This is a genomic window from Micromonospora alfalfae, assembly GCF_022230925.1.
Classification (GTDB): domain Bacteria; phylum Actinomycetota; class Actinomycetes; order Mycobacteriales; family Micromonosporaceae; genus Micromonospora; species Micromonospora alfalfae.
In genome coordinates this window covers 127,518-152,182 of sequence record NZ_JAKKFH010000063.1, presented here as the reverse complement: position 1 = coordinate 152,182, position 24,665 = coordinate 127,518, and the positions used below count along the sequence as shown (strand labels likewise).

The window sequence follows — 24,665 nt, the reverse complement described above, 5'->3', positions numbered from 1 at the left end:
CACCTGTGGCCGTCCCTTGTTGTATTCGGTGCCGCCGGCCGCGTTACCGCAACCGCTTCGCAGTCGCGCCGAGGCGAGCGGCAATGCATACACCGGCGCGATGTTCAGCTTCGACCTCGACGAGGCGCCGCCCGGCCACCGGTACGCCGCCGCCCGCTTCACCGTCGAGCTCGACGACGATCGGGTGATCGCCGCCACCGTGCACGGCGACGGCGGCCAGTTCGGGCTGACTCTCGACGACGCTTCGAGCCCGCTGTCCGCCGAGACCCGCAGCGCGGTGGGCGGCCTACTACGCCGCCTGATCGTGCGAATCGACCGGCCGAGTGCGCGAACGATCGGCACCCAGGGTCACCGCTTCGGTTGGGTCTACACGGGCCAACGATCGGCGCCGATCCTGCCGCGCACCTACGGTGTGCACGCGCTGCTGGAGTCCCCACCCGGTGTCCCCTCACTACACGGCGCACTCGCGGTGGACGTGGATCTGGCGGGTCCGGGCCGACGTCGTGCATCCCTGGCCGATCGGGTGCCGTTCAGCGTGACGATGCCCCAGGTTCAGGGACCGGGCCAGCGTTCCGCTGCCGTACGGCTGTGCATGGCGGCGGATGTGGCCGGGTACAGCCGGCATGGCAACGCGGTGGCGGAGAGGTTGCAGCGCGACCTGGTGTCGGTGCTGGCCGCGGCCCGGCGGGCGGCCGGGATCGACGAGCATGCCGTGACGCCGCAACCGCAGGGAGACGGGCAGTTCACCGTGCTACCGATCGGCATTGACGAGTCGGTGGTCATTCCGCGGCTCGTTCGGGGCCTGGCCGAGGCCCTCGCCACCCGTGAAACCGGCGGTTCCACCGGCCCGATGCGGTTACGGTTCGCGCTGCACCGTGGGCTAGTCAAAGAGGCCGACAACGGCTGGGTCGGACGGGCCGCGGTGGCCGTACACCGGCTCTTGGACTCGCTCCCGCTCCGCACGGCTCTGACCGACCACCCGCAGGCCGGGTTCGTCCTGGCCGTGCCGGACGTGCTCTTCCTGGACGTGATCGCGCACAGCGAGGAACCACCCGCGCCCAGCGAGTTCACGTCCGTGACCGTCGAGCTGCCCGCGAAGGGCTTCCAGGAACGGGCCTGGCTGTACGTCGCAGAGTCGGAGAAGACCGCATGAACACCGTGTACGCACTGATCGTCGGCATCGACTCGTACCTCGCGGTTTCTCCGCTGCGCGGCTGCCGTAGGGACGCTGCCGCGATGCTGGGTGCGCTGCGAGTGCGTACCCACGGTTCGAGCACCCTTTCCGAGCTGGAGTTGTACGACCGAAAGGCGACTCGTGCAGCGATCATCGACGGCCTGCGGCACCACCTGACCCTGGCCGGCCCGGGTGACACGGCACTGTTCTACTTCGCCGGGCACGGCTCGACCTCCCCGGTGCCCCCGGAACTCTGGCACCTGGAAAGCATGGCGATGTCACAGACCCTGGTCTGCGCGGACAGCCGGCATGACGGTGTTCCGGACCTGTGGGACAAGGAACTGTCCGTCTTGCTGGACCAGGTCGCCGAGAACGGTTGCCACGTCGCCGTGGTGCTGGATTCGTGTCATTCCGACGGCGCCACCCGCGGGTCGGACCCGCTCGTCCGGAACCGCTCCGTGCCGCCCGGCCCGGCGCCTCGCGCCGAGACGCTGCTGCCCGAACTCTCGGCGGGATACGACAACCTACCGGAGCGCACCCGGCACATCGCCCTGGCCGCTTGCCGGTCCACCGAATACGCCCGCGAGATGCCGGACGCCGAAGGTGTGCCGCGCGGCGTCTTCACGGTGGCCCTGCTGCGGGCACTGGCCGAACTCGGCCCGGCGGCCACCTACCGGGAAGTGCTGGGCGATGCCCAGTGCGCGGTCGAGGATCGTGTGCTGCACCAGCGCCCGCAGTTGTCAGGCGCGCCGAGGCTGGCCGATCAGCCGTTTCTCGGTGGCGACGTCACCACACCCGCGTCCGCTATGGTCATGCGGCACGTGCGCGACGCCTGGGAGATCGACGTAGGTCACTGCCATGGTCTACCCTCCGCCGATGGCGGGGAGTTGCGGGTCGGGGTGAGCGGAAGCCGGCCGGTGCGACTGGCCGAGGTGGTCTCCGTGCACGCCGAGCGGAGCACTGTGCAGCCGGTGGGCTGGGTCCCGGACGCGACCCGGCAGTACCCGGTCGTGGTGACGGATCTGCCGCAGCCACTGGCCACGGCGGACATCTCCTACGACCGGGCATCCTCCGACACCGCCGGAGCGATCACCGAGTTGCTCAGGGCGTCGCCTTTCGTCCGCATGGCCGACCCGCTCAGCGCCGTACGCGCCGACCTGAGTGTCCGGGTGGCGGGGCCCGGCCTGGTGATGGTGTGCACGCCAGAGGGCGACAGAGTGGCCGACGACATCACCGGTGTGCCTGCGGACTGCGCCCGCCGGACCGTCGCCACCCTTGAGCACATCGCCCGGTGGCGAGAGGTGAAGGCGTTGAGTAACCCACGGTCCGCGCTCGCCGGGGCGGTCCGGATCCAGGTCGTCGAGGCGTTGCCGGGTGAGAAGACCGCGCCGCTCGCCCGGGCCGCCCTGCGCCCCGACGACGAGGGCGTGATCCGGCTCGCGTATCACTCCGCCCGGCCGCCGACCGTGTTCCTGCGCCTGCGGAATACGTCGGAACAGCCGCTCTACTGCGTCCTTCTCGACCTCACCGACTCGTACCGGATCCACGCCGGACTGTTTCCAGGTGCCTTCGTAGCGCCGGGGCACAGCGGCGCGGCGTTGGAGGGACGGCCGGTACAGATGCGCCTGCCGGCCGGAGTGGCCGCGGCGCCCGGCGCCTCGGTTCGCGACTGGATCAAGCTGATCGTGGCGGAGGAGGAGTTCAGTTGCCGGCCGTTCGAGCTGGGCCGGCTGGACGCCCGCGTACCCGCCACCGAACGGGGGCCCGTGGGGCTGGGCGGCATACTGGACCGGCTGGGCCGGATCGCCGTGCACCGCGACGCGGGCTCGGCCGAGCCGCACGCGGCGTACGACTGGAGCACGGCCATGGTGCGCATCCGCACCTCCGTCGATGATTGACGTCCCGCATCTCGGCGAGGAGGCCCTCGACCGCTACGCCGAGAGCGGCGACCCAACCGAGCTCGACGCCGCCATCGGACACCTTCAGGCGGCGCTGGATTCGGATCCCGGCCACGAGTCCGCGCTGTGGTGGGCGCACTGCCTCGGCCTCGCGTATGCGGAACGCGGTGATCGTGCGGACGCGGTCGCCGACCACGACCGGGCCGACGCCCTCGCCGACTACGACCGCGCCGTCGCCCTGCTGACGGAGGTGGTGGCGTCGCTGGACCGGGGTTCGGATCGCGACGTGGACGTCGTGGTCCTGATCGATGCCTGGTGGGAGCGGACGCGGATATCCGGCCACGGCGCGGAACACGCGGCGGCAGTCATCGGAAGCCTCTCGGCTGAGTTGACCGACGAGACGCTCGCGGCGTATGCCCGGGTCGTTCAGGGCCTGGCTCTGCTGACGGTCTATGACGAGACCGAGCATCGCCCCGACCTGAAGACCGCGGTCGGTGTCCTCTCGGCCGCGCTGGAATCACTCACGCCGGAGGCGCCGCGGTACGTCGAGGCCTCGGCCTGGCTGTGCCTGGCCCTGCGGCAGCTCGACGACCTCAACAGGTCGATCGACGTGGGCCGACGAGCTGCGGACAGGGCCGCGCCCGACGATCCGAGTCTGCCGCTCCTGATCGAATTCCTTGCTGAGTCGTATCAGGATCGCTGGGACGACGGCGAGACTGATCCGGAGGACCTGGGTCAAGCGATCGTTTACTGGCAGCGCCTCATCGAGGTGGAGCCGACCGACAACGCCCTGACCGAGTGCGGACGCCTGATGAGGGAACGGGCCGAACGTGGCCAGGACATGGCGGACGCCCGCGAGGCGGTCCGGTTGCTCGAGCTCGCGGTGCGGATGGACGCGGACGACGTTCGCTGGTTTCAGCTTGCCAGGGCGTGCCATGCCGGCTGGAAGATCGGCCGGGATCGCAGCCTGCTGGAACGAGCGGTGCACGCCGCCGACCAGGCGGTGGCCGAGCACGACGCGACCGATGATCTGTCGCTCTGGCTGCACCTGCAGCGAATCACTGTGTGGAACGCCCAGGTCGAGGACGAGGCGGAGCGACTACCGACCCAGGCGCCGCCGAGCGCCGAAGGCATGGGCCGGTGCGTCGCCGAGGCCCGGGCCGCCTGGGAGGCGGCCGGTGACCGGGCCGATCCCGACACGAGCGCGATGCTGGCGACAATGCTCGCTCTCGGCGAGATGCAGGGCGGTCGCACCGACCTGGGATCGGTCGACATCGATCGCGTCGCTTTCCTCGCGGCGCTCGGTCGAACGGTGACCGATCCTCCCGCCGGGTGGACGGGAATTCTCGACAGCCTGGACGCCGGTGTGCAGTTCGTCTTGGATGCGCAGAGGGGCGGGCAGCGCGACGGCGGGTTGACACCGCTGATCGGCGCCCTCAATGCCCCGGGCATCGACGCTGAAACACAGGCAATGGTCGACCAACTGATGCCGGTCGTGCTTTTCGGCAACGCGAGCCGCAGCGGTGACCGGCGCGTGATGCAGGCCGCGCTGAACCGGATGCTCACCGCCGGCCTGGTCGACCCGGACAGCGCCGTGCTCGCTCGCGTGCTGGATCTGATGGATCGGACCCAACACGGCGAGAACGTGGCCGGCGAGGTGCGACGGCTGGCGGCCGAGCTGCGGGAGAGCCCTCCGTCCCACACCGCCCAGCAGGCGGTCGCGATACCGCTTCGGATGTTGCAGGGGGTCTACGACGGCATGTCCGGGCATGGTCGGGCGGTGGACCGCACCCCTCTCCCGCACGTCAGCGGCCTGGAAGCCGGCATGGTCATCGGCGGTGCGTTAGCGGAGGTCTTCGGTCCCTTCTCCGCCGCGGTGACCCGGCATGACCTGGCCGCGTTGCGCGAATGCGCCGCCCGGTTCGCCGAGATCGCCGCGGCCGCATCGGAGGACGACACGATGCAGTTCGTCGTCACGCTGCTGGCCGGTGTGGCCGAACTGGCCGTCGTGCGCAACGACCGTACCGATCAGGACGCCGCCACGCGGGCCACGGAGTGGCTCGCACGCGGCGAGGCGATCGCCGGCGGACCGCAGCACCCGAGTTGGGCGACCGCGGCGATGAGCCACGGCGAGGCGATGCGGAGCACGCCAAAGCCGGATCTGACCCGCTCGCGGGAGCTCGGCATGTCGGCGATGCGAGGTTTCGCCTGGCAGGTGCTGCTGCAGTCCGGCACCGACGACGCGGTCGCCGTGGCCGCGCAGGCCTCGGCTGAGGCGATGAAGGTCGCGGCATGGTGCCGGGCGGACGGCGCGTACGACGATCTGGTGACGGCCCTGGACGCCGGGCGTGGCCTCGTCCTGCACGCCGCCACGGCGTCTCGCACGGTCGCCGACCGCCTCGTCGACGCGGGCCGGGAGGACCTGGCGGAACGGTGGCGTGAGTCGGCCGGGTTCGGCCGGGACGCCCGCACCGGTGCCTCGCTCAACGCGCTGTCGGACGGGCCGGAAGTGCCGGACGATCTGCGGACCCTCGTGTTGCATGCGCTCGGCGCGCACGACCCGGTGCGCGGCGGACCGTTCACGCCGGTACGACCTCCGGAGATCCGACGAGCGCTGACCGAGGTGCGCGCGGACGCGTTGGTGTACCTCGTTCCGGCCGCCCTGGACCAGCCCGGAGCGGCGGTCTTCGTCCCGGTGTCCGGAGATGTCGCCACCGTGATCCTGCCCGACCTGGTGACCGGCCCATCCTCGATGGTGTCCCGGCTCGCCGCGGCCGCCCAACGCGACGCCGGTGAGGTCGGCGCGCAGGTCACGGCCTCGTCCGGCCCGTCCGTCGACGACGTGTGCCGCTGGGCATGGTCGGTGGCGATCGGACCGGTGTTACGGCATGCCGAACGCTGGCAGCTGGGTCGCCCGGTACGCCTGGTCCTGGTGCCGATGGGGCTGCTCGCCACGGTCCCGTGGCACGGCGCCTTCCGGCAGGACGGGCAGGGCCGGCACTGGGCGGTGGAACGCGCCGTTTTCTCCTACGCGGTCTCTGCGCGGTCCCTGTGCACCTCGTCGACGTTCCCGCAACGCCCGATGCGCAGCGTCCTGGTGATTGGTGACCCCGGAGGTGACCTCCCGTACGCAGGACTCGAGGCCCGGGCGATCCGCGACGCCTTCTACCCTGGCTGCACCTACCTTGGCCGTCCGGCCGGAACCGGAACACCGTCCGAGGTCCTGGACTGGATCGCCGCCGCGGCGCCTGGCCCGTCGCTGCTGCACTTCGCCTGTCACGGCCGCGTCGACCCGCGCAGCCCGGCGGACGCGCATCTGGTCCTGGCCGGCGGCATGCTCACCGCCCGGCGTCTGCTGGACGCCTCCAGGACTGCCGAACTGGTCATGGAACGGGTCTTCCTCGCCGCCTGCACGACGGGCGTGACCGGTGCTGATCACGACGAGGCCTTCAGCCTCTCCACGGCCTTCCTGGCGGCCGGCGCCCGTACCGTGTTCGGCTCTCTGTGGTCCGTACCCGACGCCGAGACCTCGATGCTGATGTTCCTGGTGCATCACTTCCTGAATGCGGAAGCCTGCGCACCGGCGGATGCACTGCACCGTGCGCAGCTGTGGATGCTGGACCCTTCGCGTCGGCCGCCACCGGGCATGCCAGCCGATCTAGCGGCACACTGCGAGAGCCCCGCCCTGGCCGACCCCGCGTCCTGGGCGGCGTTCCACCACATGGGTCGCTAACGGCCCTGGTGCGTGAAACCCGCCCAGGCCGCGACGTCGTCGCTGTCCAGTGCGGCGACCCGGGTGGCGAGGTGTGGCGGCATGGTGGGCGGCGGTCTGCGTTCGGGATTGAGCATCCAGAGCTGGGCGCGGTGCAGGGCATCCACCGGACGCAACCGGTCGACACGCAGATAGTGGTGCACGAGGAACATCATCAGCGAGGTGGCGCCGTCCGGCACCGGCCACAGAGAGCCGAACACGGTACGGGCGCCGGCCGCCAGGAAGGCCGTGGAAAGGCTGAACGACTCGTCGTACGCGCCGCTCGGGACGTTCGTGGTGCAGGCGGCCAACGCCACCACGCCGATCGTGCCGCTCCTACGGGTCTCCAGGACCTGCCGGGCAGGCAGCCGCCTGCCGCCGGCGAGCACGAGATAGGAGCCGTCGATCCCCTCGGTCACCTGGCCGTGGCAGGCCAGATGCAGCACGGAACGGGAGCCCTCGGTACGCCGCAGCCACTCCATCACCGCCGCCGGGGTGGCGTCGGTCTCGCCGAGCAGGTCGGCCTCCGGATAGAAGGCCGTGCGGATTGCCTCCGCCTCGGCGCGTGCGTCCGGCAGGTCCAGGGTCGGGTCACCGACCACGAGCCCACCCGCATCCACCGGCACGCTGGAGCGCCAGGCGTTCTGACACAGCAGGCGGGCGGACGGCGCGTACGAGAAGACCGCCTGCTCGACCGCCCGGGAGCCGTGCCGATCACGCGCGGCGTGCCAGGGCACGGCGGCCAGCCGGGCCATCGGGATCAGGACCACCCGCGCGGGCCGCCCGAGCCGCCACCGTCGTAACTCGATGAGCAGCGGACCGACGGCGGCGGTCCACGCCCAGTCGCAGAGGTCGTTGAGGGAGCTGCGCCAATCCTGGTCCTCCTCGGGATCCAGGCCCTCGACGCCGCCCGCGTCCCTGACGCCCAACCGCCTGACGTGTCGTTCGACGGCACCGGACACCTCGGTCAGCCGTGGCAGCGTCAGGTGGTAGGGCCGGTCGCCGGACGGCACCAGCAGCGCCCCGCCCAGGCCGGTCTCGCCGCCGGGTAGGAGGTAGACGAGCACGTCGACGTCGAGGGCGACCAGAGCCCGCCGGATTTCCTCGCCGGGCGGCGGGTCCAGCACCTCGGGCACCGACGCCTCGGACAGCGGTCCGCCGGTCAGCGCGGTCAGCACCTCCCGACGCAGGTCGGCGTCCTCCGGGTCACGTTTCCACCGGTGCAGCAGGTCGTGCCGATCCAGGCCCCGCAGACGGCTGGGAATGTCCATGGCGACCGTCGCCGCGTACAGCATCAAGCAGCGCCCGGAGTCGAGAGCGGCGGCCGCGCCGGCGTGGTCGCCGTCGACGATGCACCAGCGCGCCACCTCGACGGCATCGGTCGAGGCATCCCGGGCGGCGGTGGCGGCGTCGGCCGTGCCGGCCTGGAGCAGCACGCTCCAGGCGTGCCCGCGCAGAGCCCGCTGACCCCAGGCTCGGCCCTCGGCCCGCCGCCCGGCCAGCCGATACGCGATACCTAACGCGGTCGCGGTCGGGGCCCACAGTGGGTGACCAGGATGCGCCGCGGACCGTTTGGCCTCCTCGAGCCGGAGCAGGGCCTCGTCCAGTGCGGCCCGGCCAGCGCCAAGCTGGAACTGTGCGCACAGCATCCGGCCCAGCGTGCTGAGGATCATCACGCGGTGCGGGTAGTCGGCGGGCGCGACGCTGGCCGCCTCGCGCAGGATCCGCACCCCACGCTCGATGCCGGCCGGATCCTGGTTGTCGAGCGCAGGGCCGAGCACCCGCATGGCCGAGGTGAGCAACCGGAACGCCCGCTCGGAGTCGGACAGTCCGACGGCCGAGGCGTCGGCGCCTGTCAGGTTGGCGATGAGGTTGCGCAGCGAGACGGCGGCCGGGTCATTGGCCGGCAGCCGATCGACGACCTCGGCCATCTGGTCCACCGTCTCGAAAGCCCTGGTCATGTCGCCGCTCTGTGCCTGCTGCATGCCCTCAGCCCCGAGCAGCATCGCCTCGGCCATCAGCTGTTGCTGCGGACCGAGGTCCCCGCGGGCGAGCATCTCGCGGGCGTACTCCGCCGCCTGCCTGGCGTCGTGGAGGTTGCCGTCCTGGCCGCGCTTGACGGCGAGGGCGATCCGCAGAGACGTCAGGAGGCTGCCGTACTGGCTGTCCGGGGGCACCAGGTCCTGCACCCCGTCGAGGCGCCGCAGGGCGTCAGCACGGTCGTACGCCGGGTCGTCGACCAGCGCTGCCACGGCATCCACCATCACCTGCAGCATGTCGGCGGTGTGCGGGAGGGCCGGATCATCGCCGGCCTCGTCGATCATGCGGCGGATCCGCGGCTGATCGAACGGCTGGCCAAGAACCGCCGCCTGCATCTGCCGTACGACAAGCGACCGGGCGACCAGCCCGCGGTAGGGGCCGTCGTAACGGCTCGCTGCCAGGTCGGCCAGCGCCCCCGTCAGCGTCGCCGGGTCGTGGTCCCGTTCGAACCGCAGGCCGCGAGCGTACGCACGGGTCAGCACGTGCGCATCGGTCGGCCGGTTGGCCGGATCGGTGAGCTGTTCGATCACCAGGTCGAGGTCCTCGGCGGTCAGGTTGGCGAGGAGCGGGATCGCGGCGAGAGGATCGGAGACGAGCACAAAGGCTGACGGTAGTGCCTCGATCACCGCAGGTGCACCTGCGGTTGGTTCAGGATGTCCGGACGAAGAGCTACTGCTGATGGTCCTCGTTGTCGTAGGCGCGCAGACCATCGACGTCCGTCACCGTGACCCGTTTGTAGCCGGTTCGAAGCAGCCCGGCGGACCGCAGCGTGCGCAGTGCCCTCTGCACCGTGTCCTCGGCGGCGCCGATCAGGGTGGCGAGCTCCGGCTGTGACATCGGCACGCCGATCAGGATCCCGTCGCCGTTGTCGGTCCCGCACGTCACGGCCAGCTCGGCCAGCACCCGGGCCAGACGCACATCGACGGGGTACGCGGTGAAGTCGGCCCGCCGCGTGTTGGCCCAGCGCAGCCGGCGCCCGACCGCCGCGGTGACCTCGTGGGCGACCGCCGGCCGCCGTTGCAGAAAGGCCAGGAACACCGCACGTGTCACCACCGTCGACACCACCTCACCGCAGGCCGTGACGGTGGCGGACCGGTCCGAGCCGGTTACCGCAGCCAATTCCCCGACCAGGTCACCCGGTAGGCGTACGGCAAGCAGTTGCTCCAGGCCGCTGACGGTGGTGGTGACCTTGACGAAGCCGCGCTGGATCAGCTCGACGTGGTCGTCCTGACCACCCTCGGTGAAGATCCGGCTATTGGCCGGGATGGTCCTGGTGGTGCCCAGACCCAGCAGTTCCTGGCGGGGCGCCGCGTCGAGCCGGTCCAGGAAAGAGCCCGCAGTCCATGCCATGACCCTCATTGGACACACGGCGGTGGCGGTAGGCAAATTGATCCCCCGCCGTGCTTATCGTCGGCGTGGCGAACCAGATGCCCGGGGTCGTCGCGGATGCGTCCATCGGAGTGTGCTGCGGCATGCGGTACGCGCCTCAGATCAGCTCGACCCCTACCGTGGCCCGTCATGGCTCCCGCCTGCCGGCCGGGTGGTCGGAGGCTCCATCGGATGGCTGACTGCCAGCCGGCGGCTGGGCTGCGATCACCCGATCTGCTGCCGCCAGGGCGGCCAGGGCCTCGGCGCTGCCCGGTTCAGGTGTGCCGACCAGAAGTTGCTGACCGGGAGCGTCGCGGACGTCGAAGGTCTGGTAGGTCAGCTGGACCTGTCCCGCCTGGGGGTGGTTGATGACCTTGAACATGCGGGTCAGGCCCCGCACTGTCTGGTCCGCCCAGAGGGTGCGGAACGCCGGCGAGTCGCGTTGCAGGTCGGCCACGAGCGCCCGGATTTGGGGATCTTCCGGGAAGCGACCGGCGTTGAGTCGCAGGGCGTGTACGACGTTCTCGGTCAGGGACGGCCAGTCGGGGAAGACGGCGCGGGCCTGCGGATGCTGGAACAGCACCCGGACCATGTTGGTCGGGCCGGTGAACGGGGACAGCAGGGCAGCCGCCACGCTGTTGGTGGCCAGCACCTCGAATGCGGGACTGAGCACGTAGGCGGCGGCGGTGGGGAAGGCGTCCAGCAGCCGCAGCAGCGCCGGGTGCACGGAGTCCCGGGAGTTGTCCGGGCCGAGGCGAGGGTGGAGCCCGGCGAGCCGGAAGAGATGGCGGCGCGCGTCCGGGTCGAGGTGCAGGGCCCGACCGATCGCGTCGAGCAGCGGTGCGGAGGGGTTGCGCTCCCGGCCCTGTTCGAGGCGGGCGTAGTAGTCGGCGCTCACCCCGGCCAGGATTGCGAGCTCCTCGCGGCGCAGTCCGGGTACCCGGCGGTCGCCGCCGCTGGGCAGTCCGACCTCTTTGGGGTCGACTCGTCCGCGACTGGCCCGGAGGAATTCCCCGAGCCGGTTTGAATCGGGCATGCCGATCAGCCTAAGACGTCGGACCACCGTCGCCGGCCGGTCCGCCGGGTGGCGTGATCGGCACATCGAGGGCTTACGGGACAGAGGTTGCCTGAACCGAGTTAACCGGACACGGTGCCGGGGTGTGGCGCACCCCGGAAACCTCGCCCTTCCAGGGCCCGCGTACCGGCCGGATCGTTGAGCTGCGGCGCTCGGGCAGCGGGCCCGAAGTGCAACAGGAGGATCAATGGGAAACAGTTCCGGCTCGAAGATCATTCTCATCACCGGTTCGAGCAGTGGTATCGGTGCGGCGACCGCCCGCCGGCTGGCCGCCGATGGTCATCACGTCGTGCTCGGCGCCCGACGCGTCGACCGGCTCGCCGCGCTCGTCGACGAACTGCGCGACGCTGGCGGCACCGCCGACCACCATGAGCTGGACGTCACGAGCCGCGACAGCGTGCTCTCCTTCGTCGAGGGCGCCCACGAACGGCACGGTCGCATCGACGTGCTGGTGAACAATGCCGGCGTGATGGCCCTGTCGACCCTCGACACGCTGCGGGTGGACGAGTGGGACCAGATGATCGAGGTGAACCTGCGCGGCACCCTGTACGGCATCGCCGCCGCGTTGCCGTTGATGCGCGCCCGCGGCGCGGGGCACATCATCAACATCGGCTCCACCGCCGCGTACCGCGTCGACCCGACGGCTGCGGTCTACTGCGCCACCAAGTACGCGGTACGGGCACTGACCGAGGGATTGCGCCAGGAGAGCCAGGACATCCGGGTGACCCTGGTGAGCCCCGGCTACACCCACTCGGAACTCACCGAGCGGGGTGGCGACCCTCGGGTGCGGGCTGCCGTCCACGCGGCGGCCGAAGAACTGGGAATGCCTGCCTCGGCGGTCGCTGACGCGATCGCCCATGCGATCGCCCAGCCGGGCAGCGTCGACGTCAACGAGATCATCATGCGGTCAACCGTGCAGGGCTGACCGCGCATCACGAGGAGTGCACCCATGAGCGAAGCGCTTGAGATGACGACGTTCCGGCTCGTCCCCGGCCTGACCGGCGCCGACTTCGTCAACGCCAACGACGACATCAACGACTACCTGCGGCGTCAGCCCGGCTTCCGGTGGCGTCGGATCATGCAGGACGACGACGGCACCATCACCGACATCGTCGCGTGGGACTCCGCCGCGGACGGCCGGCGCAGCGCCTCGGGGATCATGACGGAGATGGCCGACTCCCCGGTGCACGCCACCATCGACCAGGCCACTGTCGACTTCCGGATCGTCCCGGTGTTGCAGCACACCAGTTGACCTCGATCTGCCGGGACCGCCCTGATGGACGACGAGTCCGCGACCTGGCGCCGGGAGCCGACGTAGATATCCTCTTCAAGTGCCGGCCCGTGTGGAGATCGTTGACACGGGGCCGGCACTGCGAAGGGACTATCGACATGCCCCGTGTGGTACCGGCACTCAACCGCGCACTCGACGTCCTCGAACTGTTCCTGGACTGCCCCCAACTGTCGGCCCGCCAGGTGATGGAGCGGCTCGACCTGCCCCGCACCACGGTCCACGAACTGCTCGTCACGCTTGAGGCTCGCTCGTACCTGATCTCCATACCGGGTCAGCCGGTGCAGTATCGGCTCGGCATGCCGCTGTTCCAACTGGGCGCGGCGTTCGCGGGCCGGCTTGATCTGGTACGTGAGGCGCAGGGCGTCGCACGGGACGTGGCCGCCGCGTGCGACGAGGCGGTTCATGTGGCGGTACGCGACGGCGCCGACGTCATCTACCTGGTGAAGTTCGACAGCACCCACCCCGTTCGGATGGTTTCCGGGGTCGGGCTGCGGCTGCCCGCCCACTGCACGGCGGTCGGCAAGGTACTGCTGTCGGCCCTCGATCAGGCGGACCTGGACGCCGTCCTGCAAAAGGAACCCCTGCCGGGCATGACGCCGGACAGCATCACCGACCCGGACCTTCTTCGTGAGCAGCTTGAACGTGTCCGGGTGGAGGGCGTCGCTGTCGACGTTGGCGAGTCGGACAGCGCGATGCGCTGCGTCGCCGCGGCGATCCGGGACCATACCGGTGCCGTCATCGCTGGGATGAGCCTGTCCGCGCCGATCATTCGCTGGACGCCTCAGGTGCAGGTGGAGTGGACCGGGCTGGTTCGCGAGGGCGCGGCCGAGTTGTCGGCTCGGATGGGTCACCGGGCGCAGCCTCGTTAGTCAACCTCCCGCTTTCGGCTCGAAACAACATCGAAACATTGACATCGCTCTCCACGCTGCCTTAGCGTCGCGACCACTCGATCCGGTATATCGAACCTGGTTCGAAATCTCGAACGGCGGTGGTCCCGTGACCCGACCGAACTGGAACGTCAGCGCTGCTTCCTCGGCCCGGTCGTCGATCGCCTCGACCTCGTCGCGCTACCCGGCGAGCGACACGCGGATTCTCTCGCGCGGCCCACACGGACGCCAAGGCAGGACGACGGTGAACGGCGGCACGAACGAGCCCGCCGGCACCGTGGCAACCCGACGCATTTCGACAACGAGCACGCGAACGCGCTGATCGATGGGGGCGACGCGTCTCTGGTCGCCGTCATGGACACGCCTGGAGCACGAGCATCGCGGTGTTCGTCAGACAGGCCTTCGGCGTGCAGAGGTGCGGAGACTTCAAGGAGGCGAATGTTCATGGAGATCAAACCGGCATGGTCCCGGCGCGGCTTTCTGGGGATGGGAGTGGGGGTGCTCGGCGCGGCCGGTCTGGCCGCGTGCGGGGGCGAGTCCGAATCGCCCAGCAAGGTGCAGCCGGAGGTTCCGCAGGAGCTGATCGACGCCGCGGCGGCGATGAAGGGCTCCTCGATGGGCATGCTGTCGCAGAAGCTGTACTCGACGGCGGCTAACGAAGCCCTCGACAGCTCGATCAAGAAGTTCGCCGACACCACCGGAACCAAGATCGAGAACAGTCTGGTCCAGGCCGACGCCGGTGACGTGGTGGCCAAGATCGACGCCGAGGTCAAGGGCGGGGTGGCCCGTGACCTGGCGTTCATGACCGACTCGCGGTTCGTCGCGCAGTTCCAGGCGCTGGGCGACCTGGAGGACGTGACGGACGTCGTCAAGACGCTGACCGCCAAGTACGGCGAGCCCTGCGCCGAGGCCAAGAACTTCTGCGTCTTCGACGGCAAGTGGTTCGCCATCCCGTACCACTTCATCGGGATCGGGTCGTTCCTGCGCAAGGACTGGATGCAGGACAAGGGCATCACCCCGAAGGACATCTACAGCTGGGAGGAGCTGCGGGACCTGTGCCTGGAGATCTCCGATCCGGGCAAGCGCCGGTTCGGCTGGGGCATGACTGTGAACCGGTCCGGTGACGGCAACGGCATGATCGAGGCGCTGATCAACGCCTACGGCGGGTCGATCGCCGCCAACGACGGCCGGAAGGTCACCTTCAACAGCCCGGAGACGGTGCAGGCGGTGACGTTCCTGGGCGACATCTACACCAACCCCAAGTACAAGCCGATGCTGCCGCCGGGGATCGCGAGCTGGACCGACACCAGCAACAACGAGAACTGGCTCGCCGGGATCCTCGGTTACACCCGCAACCAGTTCAGCGTCTACGCGGACTCCAGGACCAAGAAGAACCCGGTGCACGAGAACACCCACGTGTTCTCCGACTGCATCGGGCCGGCGACCGACAACCCGCTGCTGCTCGGCCAGTCGCAGGGCTTCGTCGTCTTCAAGGGTGCCAAGAACCCGGCGCTCGCCAAGCTCCTGGCTCAGTACCTGGTCAGCGCACCAGCGCTGCTCGGTGTGGCGAAGGAGGCACCCGGCCTGGTGATGCCCGCCTGGGAGAAGGTCTGGGATGCCGACCCGTTCTTCACCAGCGGCGACCCGGCGTTCCCCATGCTGCGCAAGATCACTGAATTGAAGCTGCCGCTGAACACGAAGAACGGCCTGGCCTTCCCGCAGAAGGCCAGCGCGGGCCAGCAGGCGGTGGGGTCGGCCTACGTCCTCACCGACATGATGCAGCAGGTAGTGCAGGGCACAGCGCCGGCGCAGGCCGTGACGGCCGCCCACGCGAAGATGGTGCAGATCTTCAACCAGCAGGGGCTGCCGCAGTGAGGTCGGTCCGTCCTGCGCGGGTCCCGGCGGCGAGGAAATCCTCGCCGTCGGGGCCCGGCTCCCTCACCGCGGTTCAGCGGCGGCTGGGTCGCGACTGGAGACTCGCGGCGCTGTTCCTGGCGCCGATGGCAGTGCTGGTCGGCGGGCTCGTTCTCGTGCCGATCGCCCGGTCGATCATCACCAGCACCACGGAACGGCACGGGCAGGACAGCGTCTTCGTCGGCCTGGACAACTACCTCGCGCTCGTCGGCGACGACCAGTTCCACACCGGCGTGGTGAACTCGTTCGTCTTCACCGCGTACGCCGAGGTCTTCAAGGTCGTGCTGGGGTTGGCCGCGGCCCTGCTGCTGCACCATCGCCGTCGTGGCCGGGCCGTGCTGGCCGGGTTGCTCCTGGTGCCGTGGGTGGTGCCGACGGTGGTGACGGCGTTCAGCTGGCGCGCGCTGCTCGACCCGATCTTCGGCAGCGTCAACACGCTGCTCACCGCCACCGGGATCGGGCCGCTGCTGGCCAGCGCGCACCTCGTCGACAGTTGGCCCGCGGGCTGGCTGTCCGACCCGTCACTGGCCATGCCGTCGGTGATCCTCGTCAACGTCTGGAAGGGAGTGCCGTTCTTCACCGTGTGTTTCCTCGCGGGGTTGAAGGCCATCCCAGCGGATCTCTACGAGGCGGCGACAATCGACGGCGCCTCGTCGTGGCAGCGGTTCAAGAGCGTGACGCTGCCCGGACTGCGCCACGTGATCACCGTGACGGTGACCCTGTCGTCGATCTGGACGTTCAACAACTTCGACCTGGTCTGGTTGCTGACGCAGGGCGGCCCTGGCGACGTGACAGCGCCGTACGTGCTCATCGCCTACTCGAAGGCCATCCTGCAGCTCCAGTACGGCGCGGGCGCGGCGGTCACGCTCGTCATGCTGCCGATCATCGGCGGGCTGGTGTTCGTCCTGGTCCGGTTGTTGCGCCAGGACACCAACATCAAACTGCCCCGGCGACGCCGGACAGCGCAGTGGATCGGTGCACGGCGGTGGGCCGCGCCGGTGCGGAAGGCACTTCCGTGGGTCGTCGCCGCACTGGTCACCGGTCTGCTGGCCTGGGCGTCACCGCAGATCTTCTGGAAGGCGGCGGTGGTCCTCGGTGTGATTCTGCTGATCGCGGCGGGGGTCGGCCGGGTGGTCTCGACCCTCCAGTCCCGAGGTGGTCGCCGGTCGTCGTCAGTGGTGTCGGGCCTGGGTTCCTGGGCCGCGCTGGCCGGCCTGCTCTTCTTCGTGCTCGGCCCGCTGTACTGGATCGCCGTCACGGCCTTCAAGTCCGAGGGCCAGGTCGTCATGCGTACCGACGACCTGTGGCCGACGCCGTGGACGCTTGAGCAGTTTGGCGCCCTGTTCGACAACCAGCCGTTCGGCCGCTGGTATCTCAACACCCTGCTGGTGTCGGCGGCGTCGACCGCTGTGGCACTGGTCTGCGCCGCTCTGGCGGGCTACGCGCTGGCCCGGCTGCGGTTCCGTGGGGCGCAGGGCTTCACCGTCACCGTGCTGCTCACCTACGTGATGCCGGGCGCGCTGCTGTTCATCCCGCTGTACCAGATGCTCATCGGCGCCCGGCTCACCGACTCGTTGTGGTCCCTCGTGGTGACGTACCCGACCTTCACGCTGCCGTTCGCCACCTGGCTGCTGGTGGGGTACTTCTCGTCGATCCCCATCGAGTTGGAGGAGGCCGCGCTTGTCGACGGTTGCAGCCGCATCCAGGCGTTCGGCCGGGTGGTGCTGCCGCTGGCCAAGCCAGGGCTGCTGGCGGTTGCGCTCTTCACCCTGACCAACGCCTGGAACGAGTTCCTCTTCGCATTCGTGTTCATCACGAAGGACGAGTACAAGACGCTCCCGGTGGGGATGCAGTCGATGATCGCCGGGGACGTCGTGCCGCAGGGACAACTCGCTGCGGCGTCGCTGCTCGTCAGCATCCCTGTAGTGATCATGTACGCCCTCGGGCAGCGTTTCCTGACCGAGGGGCTCACCGCGGGCGCGGTGAAGGGCTGATTGGGGGCAGCCTGTCGCTCGCGCTACCAGGCCATGTTGATGGCCCGCTCGAAGTTGACGTAACCGGCGCGGGCGAACGCCCTTGCCATGGGTACGTTGCCCAGGTCGGTGGCCGCGCGGATGCGTGAGACCCCCTCGGCGGCCAGCGTTCGGGTGCCTTCGGCGAGAAGGCAGTCGACGTACCCGTGGCCCCGGTGCTCCGGAACGACGCCGAGGTAGGCGATCACCGGGTGGTAGGCGTTGCGGGCGGGAACGACGAACCCGACGGGCTCGCCGTTCTCGCCCAACGTGCCGACGCGCCACCACTCGCGAGGGCTGGAGTACGTGGCGAGTTCCTGCTCGTAGTGCTTGAGCGCGGCCTCGTGGGGCGACATCTGTGCCAGGTCGGTACGGCTGTGCGCGTCCAGGGTCCCGTCCAGCGCGCGGGTCATCAGCGCGACCAGTTCGTCGGTGTCCAGGGCCGGGCGGAAGGCCAGTCGCCGGTCGGGCGTGGGCAGGCCGGCCGCGGGGCGCCACTCCAGGCGTAGGCGTTCGACAGTCAGCCGGGCGCCGGTGCTCTCCAGGACGCCCATCCTGGTACGCACCGCCCGGTACGTGTCCGGGTTCTCGCGCCAGTCCGCCGGGATGAACCGGCCGTATTCGGGAGGGACCGCGCCGGGGGCCAGGACCTGCTTCGCGGCGGTCCGGTACAACGCCTGTGCCACCTCGGTCAGGTCCTCGGCTGTGTCGTCGACGTCGAGGATGTCCAGCAGCAGCGGGGTGTCGTCGCCGCTGCGGCCCCACCAGGCGACCCTGGCCAGCAGTCGGTCGCCGCGCACCGCCACCCACATCCACTCCGGTCGGCGGCGCTTGTCGGCAAGGTCGTCGTCGAGCTCGTGATTGATGGTGTACGACAGGCGGTTGAACAGGGCGATCTCGTCCGGTCCGGTGATCGGACGGATCGTGACGGTGTCAGGGGACGTGCTCATGCTGACTCGTTTCCGGTCGGTGTGCGCGTGTAGGTGAGGAAGAGAGCGCCACTGTCCAGGACTGTGTGGTCGGTCAGGCGCCAGGCGCGTGGTGCGAAGACGGCGTCGCGGCCGAAGAGCGGGATGCCGGCGCCAATCGTCAACGGGGCAAGCTTGATGATCAGCTGGTCGATCTCGGGGTAGAGGGCACCGGCCAGCGCGCCGCCGCCGATCACCCAGACGTCCCTGCCGTCGTGCCGCTTCAGCTCTCGTACCGTGGCGATGGGGTCCTGGCCGATGACCTCGACGGCCGGGTCCGGGCTGCTGCCCAGCGTGCGGGAGAACACCAGGTGGCGCAGGTGCGGGTACGCGTCGGTCACGCCGGCCTTCAGGCCCACCTCGTACGAGTGACGCCCTTCCAGCACGGTGTCGAACCGGCTGCCCTGGTCGGTGATGCCAAACGCCTGCCGGGCCGGACCGGGAAGGGTCTCCGGGTACTCGGCGACGAGGTGACGCAGGTAGTCGTCCGGGACGGGCCAGAACCCGCCGGGGCCGGTCGGGTCGGCGCCGTCGGGGCCGGCGATGAAGCCGTCCAGGGTGGCGGCGATGTAATACACGAGCTTGCGCACGACGATCTCCTCGTTCAGGCTGCCGGATGCTGTTCGGCGACGACGTCCGTCAGCCTGCCCGGCGAGGCACCGGGCTACAAGATCACAACTGGTAACGTGCCATAACCCTTCACTAATGGGTGGATCGGGAACAGCACATGGAACTCCGCGACATCGAGATCTTTCTGACCCTGGCGGAGGAACTGCACTTCACCCGCACCGCCGAGCGGCTGCACGTGACCCAGGCCCGGGTCAGCCAGGCGATCAAGAAGCAGGAACGCCGGATCGGCGCAGCGCTGTTCGAGCGGAACAACCGGCAGGTGAAACTCACGCCGATCGGCCAACGGCTCTTCGACGACATTCAGCCCATGTACCGAGGTCTGCACGAGGGCATGGACCGGGCCAGGCTCGCCGCCCGGGGCAAGACCGGGGTGCTGCGGGTCGGGTCGATCGCCGTCAACCTCCATGATTTCCGCGAGCTGTTCGACGGGTTCGCCAAGGAGCACAGTGAGTGCGAGGTGCAGATCCGGCATGTCGACTTCGGCGACCCCTTCGGTCGGCTGCGCGCCGGCGACATCGACGTGCAGATCGTGTGGCTGCCCGTCAAGGAACCGGACCTCACCGTCGGTCCGGTGATCTACACCGAACCCATAGTGCTCGCCGTCGGGGCGACCCACCGGCTGGCCGGCCGGAAATCGGTCTCCTACGAGGACCTGGCGGACGAGACGGTGATGGGCGGGGCCCGGCCGGACTACTGGCGGGAGATCCTGGTGCCAGTACGCACACCCAGCGGACGGTTGATCCCGATCGGCCCGTCGGTCTCCAACTTCCAGGAGATGATCCCGATCCTCGTCACTGGCGAAGCCGTCTCGCCCGTGCACGCCCAGGCTGCCCGCTACTACGCGCGGCCGGACATCGCCTACGTGCCCATCCACGACGCCCCGCCGGCCCGGTGGGGGCTGATCTGGCGTACCGGCGGCGAGACGGAACTCATCCGGTCGTTCGCCGGCATCGCGCAGGGTCTCTACTCCGTCGAATAGCCCGCCGCGTCGGCGGACCAGGTGACCACAGCTTCGGCCTCACGCCCATGACCAGCGCCTTCCGCTACTTGACGCTGGCGATGATCGCGCCGCTGACGGTGTCCACATACCACCGCTGGTACTGCTCAGTCGCCCATCCACGTTGCCGGACGAGCCAGTCGAAGTTGCGGACGTCCTGGGCCAACCAGAGGATGTCGGCCACCTGATCGGCGCCCAGATCGGGGCGTACGCCTCCCGTGCCGACGAGTTCGGCGGCGAACATGGCCATGCCCCGGCGGCGGTCGTCGACGTTCTTGCGCCAGATCTCGGCGACGTCCGGATCGGCCGTGGCCGCGCCGGCCAGCGCGAGCATCACCTGGGCCTGCCGGGCGTTGACCTCGGCCAGGTGGCGGGCGTAGCGGGCGAGCTTGGCCCGAGGGTCGGTGAGTGCGCGGATCTCGGCGACGAAGGGACGGTCCGGCAGGGCCACCGGTTCGTCGTCGCCGGCCAGGGTGACGTCGACCAGTTGGGAGAGCAGTTGCCGCTTGCTGCCGAACACCGCGTACAGGGTCTGGACCGCGACGCCGGCTTCCACAGCGACGGCGGTCAGCGGTGTGGCCGCGTAGCCCGGGTCGACGAACAGCCGACCAGCCGCTTCGAGGATGGCTCGCCGGGTCTGTCGGGCCTGCTCCTGCCGGCGGGAAGAGTCATAACGTCTCTTGACAACCACCTCTCAAGTGTAGTGCTCTATTGGATAGAGGCTCACTCTATCGAGAGGGGACGGCCATGCCGTTCGGTGTGTTGCAGGAGATGCCCGGCGTCAGCGAGGCGGAATACCGGCAGGTGGAACGACACCTCGGACCGGACCGACCGCCGGGCCTCCTCGCCCATGTCGCCGGGCCGACAGAGGACGGCTGGCGGATCATCAACGTCTGGCAGGACGAAGCGGCATTCCGCCGGTTCCAGTCCGAACGGCTGGTCCGGGCTGCCGGCTTGGCGGCACAGGAGGACGGCTTCGACCCGACGAAGGCGGCTCACTTCCGCTCGATGAGCGTCGACGGCACCGAGATGCCGTTCTGATGACCGACACCGCCAGCCTGCGGGCCCGCGGCGCCGCTTTCTGGGCGGGAGCGGCACCTGGCTGGATTCGCCACGCCGATCGGCAGGACGAGACCGGTCGACCGCTGGGCGCGGCGGCCATGGATCGATTGGCCGCACGACCCGCCGAACGAATCCTCGATGTGGGCTGCGGCTGCGGCGGCACCACGGCCGAGATCGCCGCCGCAGTCGGCGGGACCGGCGCGGCGATCGGTGTCGACATCGACGAGACGATGGTGACCGCCGCTCAACGCCGGTTCCCCACCGACGGATACCCGGGCATCCAGTTCCACGTGGCCGACATCGAGACTCTCGATGTCGTGCCTGGTGCCCCGTTCGACGCGGCGTTCTCACGAATGACCCTGATGTTGTTGGCGGACCCGGTTGCCGGCTGCCGCACGATCCGGCGATCACTGCGCCCGGGAGGGCGCCTCGCCGCGACTGTCTTCCGCGACAGCGGCGTCAACCCGTGGCTGTCCGCGGCGATGCTCGGCGCCGCACCGCATCTCGGACCGTTACCACCGTTGCCGGTCGGTGACGAGGCCGGTCCGTTCGCGTTCGCCGACCCGGCGCGGGTCGCCCGGATCCTCAGCACCGCCGGCTTCACCGCCGTCACGATCACACCGTGCGATGTCGCAGTGGAAACTCCGGACGACGCCGACGCGGTGGCCGAATGGCTTATCGAGGTCGGCCCGGCCGGTGCCGCGTACCGGACGGCTTCGCCGGCTGGTCAGGCTTCGGCCCGGGCGGGGGTCACCCGACTGCTCGGCCGGTTCCGGGAGCCTGGCGTCGGCTACCGGCTGCCCACCGGTCTCTGGCTCGTCACCGCGAACGCCGCCGGAACCCCTACCCACCACGAACCCCGTGAGGACAAGATCCAATGAGTACGTTCCGACCGCTCGCACCGGCCCTCTGCCTCGTACTCGCCCTGACGGCGTGCACCGAGGCCGAGGCGCCCCAGCCCGCTGCGGCGCCAGACACGACAGGATCGACCAGCGCGGCCGGATCCGCTCCGGCCGGCGGCTCCCCGGTGTCGGCGAAGGAAGTGTGCAACTACCTGGACGGCCAGGTGCCGACGCTCAAGGGGATCGGGTCCGAAACGGGCGCAATGGCGAACCTGACAGTGAACCTCTATTCCTGGTACGAGAAGCAGGGCCCGGTGCCCAACGGCCGTGAGATCGACGACCAGACCCGCAAGGAATGCCCGGCGACCCGGACCGAGGTGCTGAAACTCGCCGGCATGGAGAGCTTCGAGCGGCTGTAGCCGCGAGGTGGGAGCCGCCCGGGTCTACCGGTACGCGGCGCACGGCTGGCCGTCGACGTCGGGTGTCGTGACTTTGATGACGTGCGGTGGGCGGCATGGCTGGCAGCGTAGGGCGTGGCAGCCAAGGCCGTCACTGCCTGAGCTGCTTCTCGAACCAGTGGTGGGCGTAGCGCTCGGTGTTGTACGCCTCGATCTCCCGGTAACCGGTCGCCCGGTACAGGGCGATCGCCTCGGTGAGGTTGCGGTTGGTGTCCAACCGGACCGCTGTCGCGCCGCGCTCGGCGGCGTACCGTTCCAGCTCACCCAGCAGCCGCCGCCCGACGCCGAGCCCGCGTACGGTGTCGGCCACCCACACGCGTTTGATCTCGGCGGGCGCGTCGGGGTGGAGTTTGACAGCCCCGCAGCCGATCGGTTCGCCGTTCAGCGTGGCGAGCAGGAGCACCCCGTTGGGCGGGACGAGCGCGTCGTCGTGGACCGGGTTGCTCAGTGCGGGGTCGAAGCCGTCGTCGAATCGTCGAGCGATGTCGCGGGCGTAGCCCCGCAGGCACGCGCGGGCTCGCCTGTCACTCGGCGGGCACGGCTCGATGACGACCATCGAGCCGACGAGCAGCCGTTCGACATCGGCCATGGCGGTGACGAGTCGTTCGCGACCGTGTTCGGTGAGTGGTTCGAGGATCGAGGCGGCGAGATCGTCCGACCGCTGGTCGAGGTCGGCCCACTGGGTCCGGCCGGCGTCGGTGAGGGTGGCGACGCGGACCCGGCCGTCGCCGCCGGTCTGGTCGGCCGGTCCGACGGCGATGAGGCCGTCGTTCTCCAGGGCGCGCAGGAGCCGGCTGAGGTGTCCGGAGTCCAGGCCGAGCCGGGCCCGCAGCGCGGCGACCTCGGCACCGGCGGGGCCGATCTCCCAGAGCAGCCGTGCCTGCCCCAGCGGGCGTCCCTGGGCCATGTACTCGTCGTCGAGCGCACCCACCCGTTGGGTGACAGTCCTGTTGAACCGCCGCACGGCGGCGATGAGGGCCGAGTCCATATACCTGACTTTAGTCAGGCTTATTGGCTACGCACCAGATCGGTGGCGGTAGGAACCGATGCCGGCGTGATCCAGGACGACCACCGCGAGCGCCACCCCGGTGGCGACCGCGCTGACCGCCAACAGCGGCAACCGCAGCACGGCCGCCGCACCGGCCAGCACGAACAGGGCGGCGACCCGGGGCCAGGAGAGTCGCCGGTGGATCGCCGCCGAGAAGAGGATCCGCCCGACGAGGAACAGCGTCGGGCCGCTCAGAATGACCACGACGGCTGTCGTGTCACCGGTCCGCAGGGGGTGGGCGATGCTCAACTCGGCGCCGACGGCGGTGACCACCAACCCGGCGATCATCACCAGGTGCAGGTAGCCGGTGATCACGCCGAGCCGGGCCGGGTCGGCGCGCTCGATGGCCGGGCCGAGGCGCTGGCCGGCGGGCGTGACATAGAGCAGACCGATCAGCACAGCGATGGTGAAGACCAGCAGAAACGCGACGGTCTGTGGGAAGTGGAGGTCGGTGCCGGCGTACGACAGGCCAGCGACCAGAACGAGTTCGCCGAGCGCAATGATCATGATCTGCTGGTACCGCTCGGCGAAATGCTCACCGGCGAGGTGCAGCTCCTCCCGTCTGGTCCGGCCCATCCCCGGCGTGGGCCAGCCGAGCCGGGGACCGATGAGGTCGAGGGCGAGGGCGAGCAGCCACAGCGGCACCCGCCACTGCGGCAGCAACCCGCCGGCGAGCCACGGTACGGCCGAGACGCTGAACCAGCACAGGATCCGCAGCGTCCGGATCTGCCGCGGATGACCGCGCAGCCCGACGGCGGTGACCACGCCCCGGGCGATGTGCACCGAGACGTACGCGCCGGCGAAGAGCAGCCCCCGCCCGTCCAAGGCCTGCGGGATCGCCACCCCGGCCAGCAGGGCGCCCAGCGCGGCGCCCACCAGCAGCCACCGCACCGCCGGGCTCTCCGGGTCGTACCAGTCGGCGAACCAGGTGGTGGGCACCCAGATCCACCAGACCCCCGCCAACAGCAGGGCGGTGTGCAGCGCGCCGACCATGCTGAGGTCGTGCAACAGGTGGGCGGCCAGCTGACTGAGCGCGAGCACGAACGCCAGATCGAAGAACAGCTCCAGGAACGACGCGCTCAGCGGCGAGTCGCCGCCCCGCAGCAGCCGCTCGGGTCTGTTCGCCATCGGCGCTCCTCCCGCTGGCGCACGCCCTGCGTCCGTCGTACCACCCGAGACCGTCCACCGGAGGCGAAAGCGCTGTCAGCGGCGGACCGCGGCGACGACCCGCTGACCCCTCGTGTCGTTGA

Annotated in this window: 20 protein-coding genes; 12 read left to right on the top strand and 8 right to left on the bottom strand. The window is 69.9% G+C overall.

Going from position 1 to position 24,665, the window contains the following annotated elements:
* The first annotated feature begins 100 nt into the window (after window positions 1-100).
* Genes MED01_RS35260 through MED01_RS35250 form a run of 3 tightly spaced genes read left to right on the top strand, consistent with a single transcriptional unit; the run spans window position 101 to window position 6,805 of the window.
* Entirely contained in the window at window positions 101-1,153 is a 1,053-nt protein-coding gene (locus MED01_RS35260; RefSeq protein ID WP_238672829.1) for a hypothetical protein, read from the top strand.
* Entirely contained in the window at window positions 1,150-3,072 is a 1,923-nt protein-coding gene (locus tag MED01_RS35255) for a caspase family protein (RefSeq protein ID WP_238672828.1), read from the top strand. Before MED01_RS35260 ends, MED01_RS35255 begins: the two co-directional genes overlap by 4 nt.
* Complete coding sequence (locus MED01_RS35250; RefSeq protein WP_238672827.1) at window positions 3,065-6,805, top strand: CHAT domain-containing protein; 3,741 nt, start codon at window positions 3,065-3,067, stop codon at window positions 6,803-6,805. The genes MED01_RS35255 and MED01_RS35250 overlap by 8 nt, the downstream gene beginning before the upstream one ends.
* Here the strand turns inward: MED01_RS35250 and MED01_RS36270 are convergent.
* The 3 genes from MED01_RS36270 to MED01_RS35235 all read right to left on the bottom strand — a co-directional run bounded on the left by MED01_RS36270 (window position 6,802) and on the right by MED01_RS35235 (window position 11,267).
* Complete coding sequence (locus MED01_RS36270; protein WP_238672826.1) at window positions 6,802-9,462, bottom strand: CHAT domain-containing protein; 2,661 nt, start codon at window positions 9,460-9,462, stop codon at window positions 6,802-6,804. The genes MED01_RS35250 and MED01_RS36270 overlap by 4 nt on opposite strands.
* Window positions 9,463-9,532: 70 nt before the next feature.
* Window positions 9,533-10,213: a Crp/Fnr family transcriptional regulator gene (locus MED01_RS35240; protein WP_238672825.1), complete on the bottom strand. Its 681-nt coding sequence runs from the start codon at window positions 10,211-10,213 to the stop codon at window positions 9,533-9,535.
* Between the two features lie 166 nt (window positions 10,214-10,379).
* Window positions 10,380-11,267, bottom strand: a complete 888-nt coding sequence (locus MED01_RS35235; RefSeq protein ID WP_238672824.1) for a helix-turn-helix domain-containing protein — start codon at window positions 11,265-11,267, stop codon at window positions 10,380-10,382.
* A 226-nt stretch (window positions 11,268-11,493) separates the two neighbouring features.
* Between MED01_RS35235 and MED01_RS35230 the strand changes: the two genes are divergently transcribed.
* From MED01_RS35230 to MED01_RS35210, 5 genes are all read left to right on the top strand, one after another.
* A complete protein-coding gene (locus MED01_RS35230; RefSeq protein WP_238672823.1) occupies window positions 11,494-12,231 on the top strand; it encodes an SDR family oxidoreductase in 738 nt (245 codons plus the stop codon).
* Window positions 12,232-12,255: 24 nt separating this feature from the next.
* Window positions 12,256-12,558, top strand: coding sequence for a DUF3291 domain-containing protein (locus tag MED01_RS35225; protein ID WP_238672822.1), 303 nt, complete (start codon window positions 12,256-12,258; stop codon window positions 12,556-12,558).
* A gap of 137 nt (window positions 12,559-12,695) precedes the next feature.
* Complete coding sequence (locus MED01_RS35220) at window positions 12,696-13,466, top strand: IclR family transcriptional regulator (protein ID WP_238672821.1); 771 nt, start codon at window positions 12,696-12,698, stop codon at window positions 13,464-13,466.
* Between the two features lie 462 nt (window positions 13,467-13,928).
* Window positions 13,929-15,359 carry an extracellular solute-binding protein gene (locus MED01_RS35215; RefSeq protein ID WP_238672820.1) on the top strand — a complete coding sequence of 477 codons (1,431 nt, stop codon included), beginning with the start codon at window positions 13,929-13,931 and terminating at the stop codon, window positions 15,357-15,359.
* A complete protein-coding gene (locus MED01_RS35210) occupies window positions 15,356-17,392 on the top strand; it encodes an ABC transporter permease (RefSeq protein ID WP_372493796.1) in 2,037 nt (678 codons plus the stop codon). The genes MED01_RS35215 and MED01_RS35210 overlap by 4 nt, the downstream gene beginning before the upstream one ends.
* A 23-nt stretch (window positions 17,393-17,415) precedes the next feature.
* On the opposite strand, the gene MED01_RS35205 is transcribed toward MED01_RS35210, so the two are convergent.
* Together MED01_RS35205 and MED01_RS35200 are read right to left on the bottom strand one after the other, a co-directional pair.
* On the bottom strand, window positions 17,416-18,360 hold the full coding sequence (locus MED01_RS35205; RefSeq protein WP_238672818.1) for a GNAT family N-acetyltransferase: 945 nt from the start codon (window positions 18,358-18,360) through the stop codon (window positions 17,416-17,418).
* Window positions 18,357-18,968 carry a dihydrofolate reductase family protein gene (locus MED01_RS35200; protein WP_238672817.1) on the bottom strand — a complete coding sequence of 204 codons (612 nt, stop codon included), beginning with the start codon at window positions 18,966-18,968 and terminating at the stop codon, window positions 18,357-18,359. Before MED01_RS35200 ends, MED01_RS35205 begins: the two co-directional genes overlap by 4 nt.
* A 137-nt stretch (window positions 18,969-19,105) precedes the next feature.
* Between MED01_RS35200 and MED01_RS35195 the strand changes: the two genes are divergently transcribed.
* Window positions 19,106-19,987 (top strand): LysR family transcriptional regulator, encoded by an 882-nt coding sequence (locus tag MED01_RS35195; protein WP_238672816.1) that lies wholly within the window; start codon window positions 19,106-19,108, stop codon window positions 19,985-19,987.
* A 64-nt stretch (window positions 19,988-20,051) separates the two neighbouring features.
* On the opposite strand, the gene MED01_RS35190 is transcribed toward MED01_RS35195, so the two are convergent.
* A complete protein-coding gene (locus tag MED01_RS35190) occupies window positions 20,052-20,696 on the bottom strand; it encodes a TetR/AcrR family transcriptional regulator (RefSeq protein WP_238672815.1) in 645 nt (214 codons plus the stop codon).
* Between the two features lie 56 nt (window positions 20,697-20,752).
* On the opposite strand from MED01_RS35190, the gene MED01_RS35185 reads away from it, so the two are divergent.
* Genes MED01_RS35185 through MED01_RS35175 form a run of 3 tightly spaced genes read left to right on the top strand, consistent with a single transcriptional unit; the run spans window position 20,753 to window position 22,328 of the window.
* Complete coding sequence (locus tag MED01_RS35185) at window positions 20,753-21,046, top strand: hypothetical protein (RefSeq protein ID WP_210784198.1); 294 nt, start codon at window positions 20,753-20,755, stop codon at window positions 21,044-21,046.
* On the top strand, window positions 21,046-21,948 hold the full coding sequence (locus MED01_RS35180) for a class I SAM-dependent methyltransferase (protein WP_238672814.1): 903 nt from the start codon (window positions 21,046-21,048) through the stop codon (window positions 21,946-21,948). Before MED01_RS35185 ends, MED01_RS35180 begins: the two co-directional genes overlap by 1 nt.
* Complete coding sequence (locus tag MED01_RS35175) at window positions 21,945-22,328, top strand: hypothetical protein (protein ID WP_238672813.1); 384 nt, start codon at window positions 21,945-21,947, stop codon at window positions 22,326-22,328. Before MED01_RS35180 ends, MED01_RS35175 begins: the two co-directional genes overlap by 4 nt.
* A gap of 130 nt (window positions 22,329-22,458) precedes the next feature.
* On the opposite strand, the gene MED01_RS35170 is transcribed toward MED01_RS35175, so the two are convergent.
* A complete protein-coding gene (locus tag MED01_RS35170; protein WP_238672812.1) occupies window positions 22,459-23,355 on the bottom strand; it encodes a helix-turn-helix domain-containing GNAT family N-acetyltransferase in 897 nt (298 codons plus the stop codon).
* A gap of 27 nt (window positions 23,356-23,382) precedes the next feature.
* Window positions 23,383-24,543, bottom strand: coding sequence for a low temperature requirement protein A (locus MED01_RS35165; RefSeq protein ID WP_238672811.1), 1,161 nt, complete (start codon window positions 24,541-24,543; stop codon window positions 23,383-23,385).
* Window positions 24,544-24,665 lie beyond the last annotated feature (122 nt).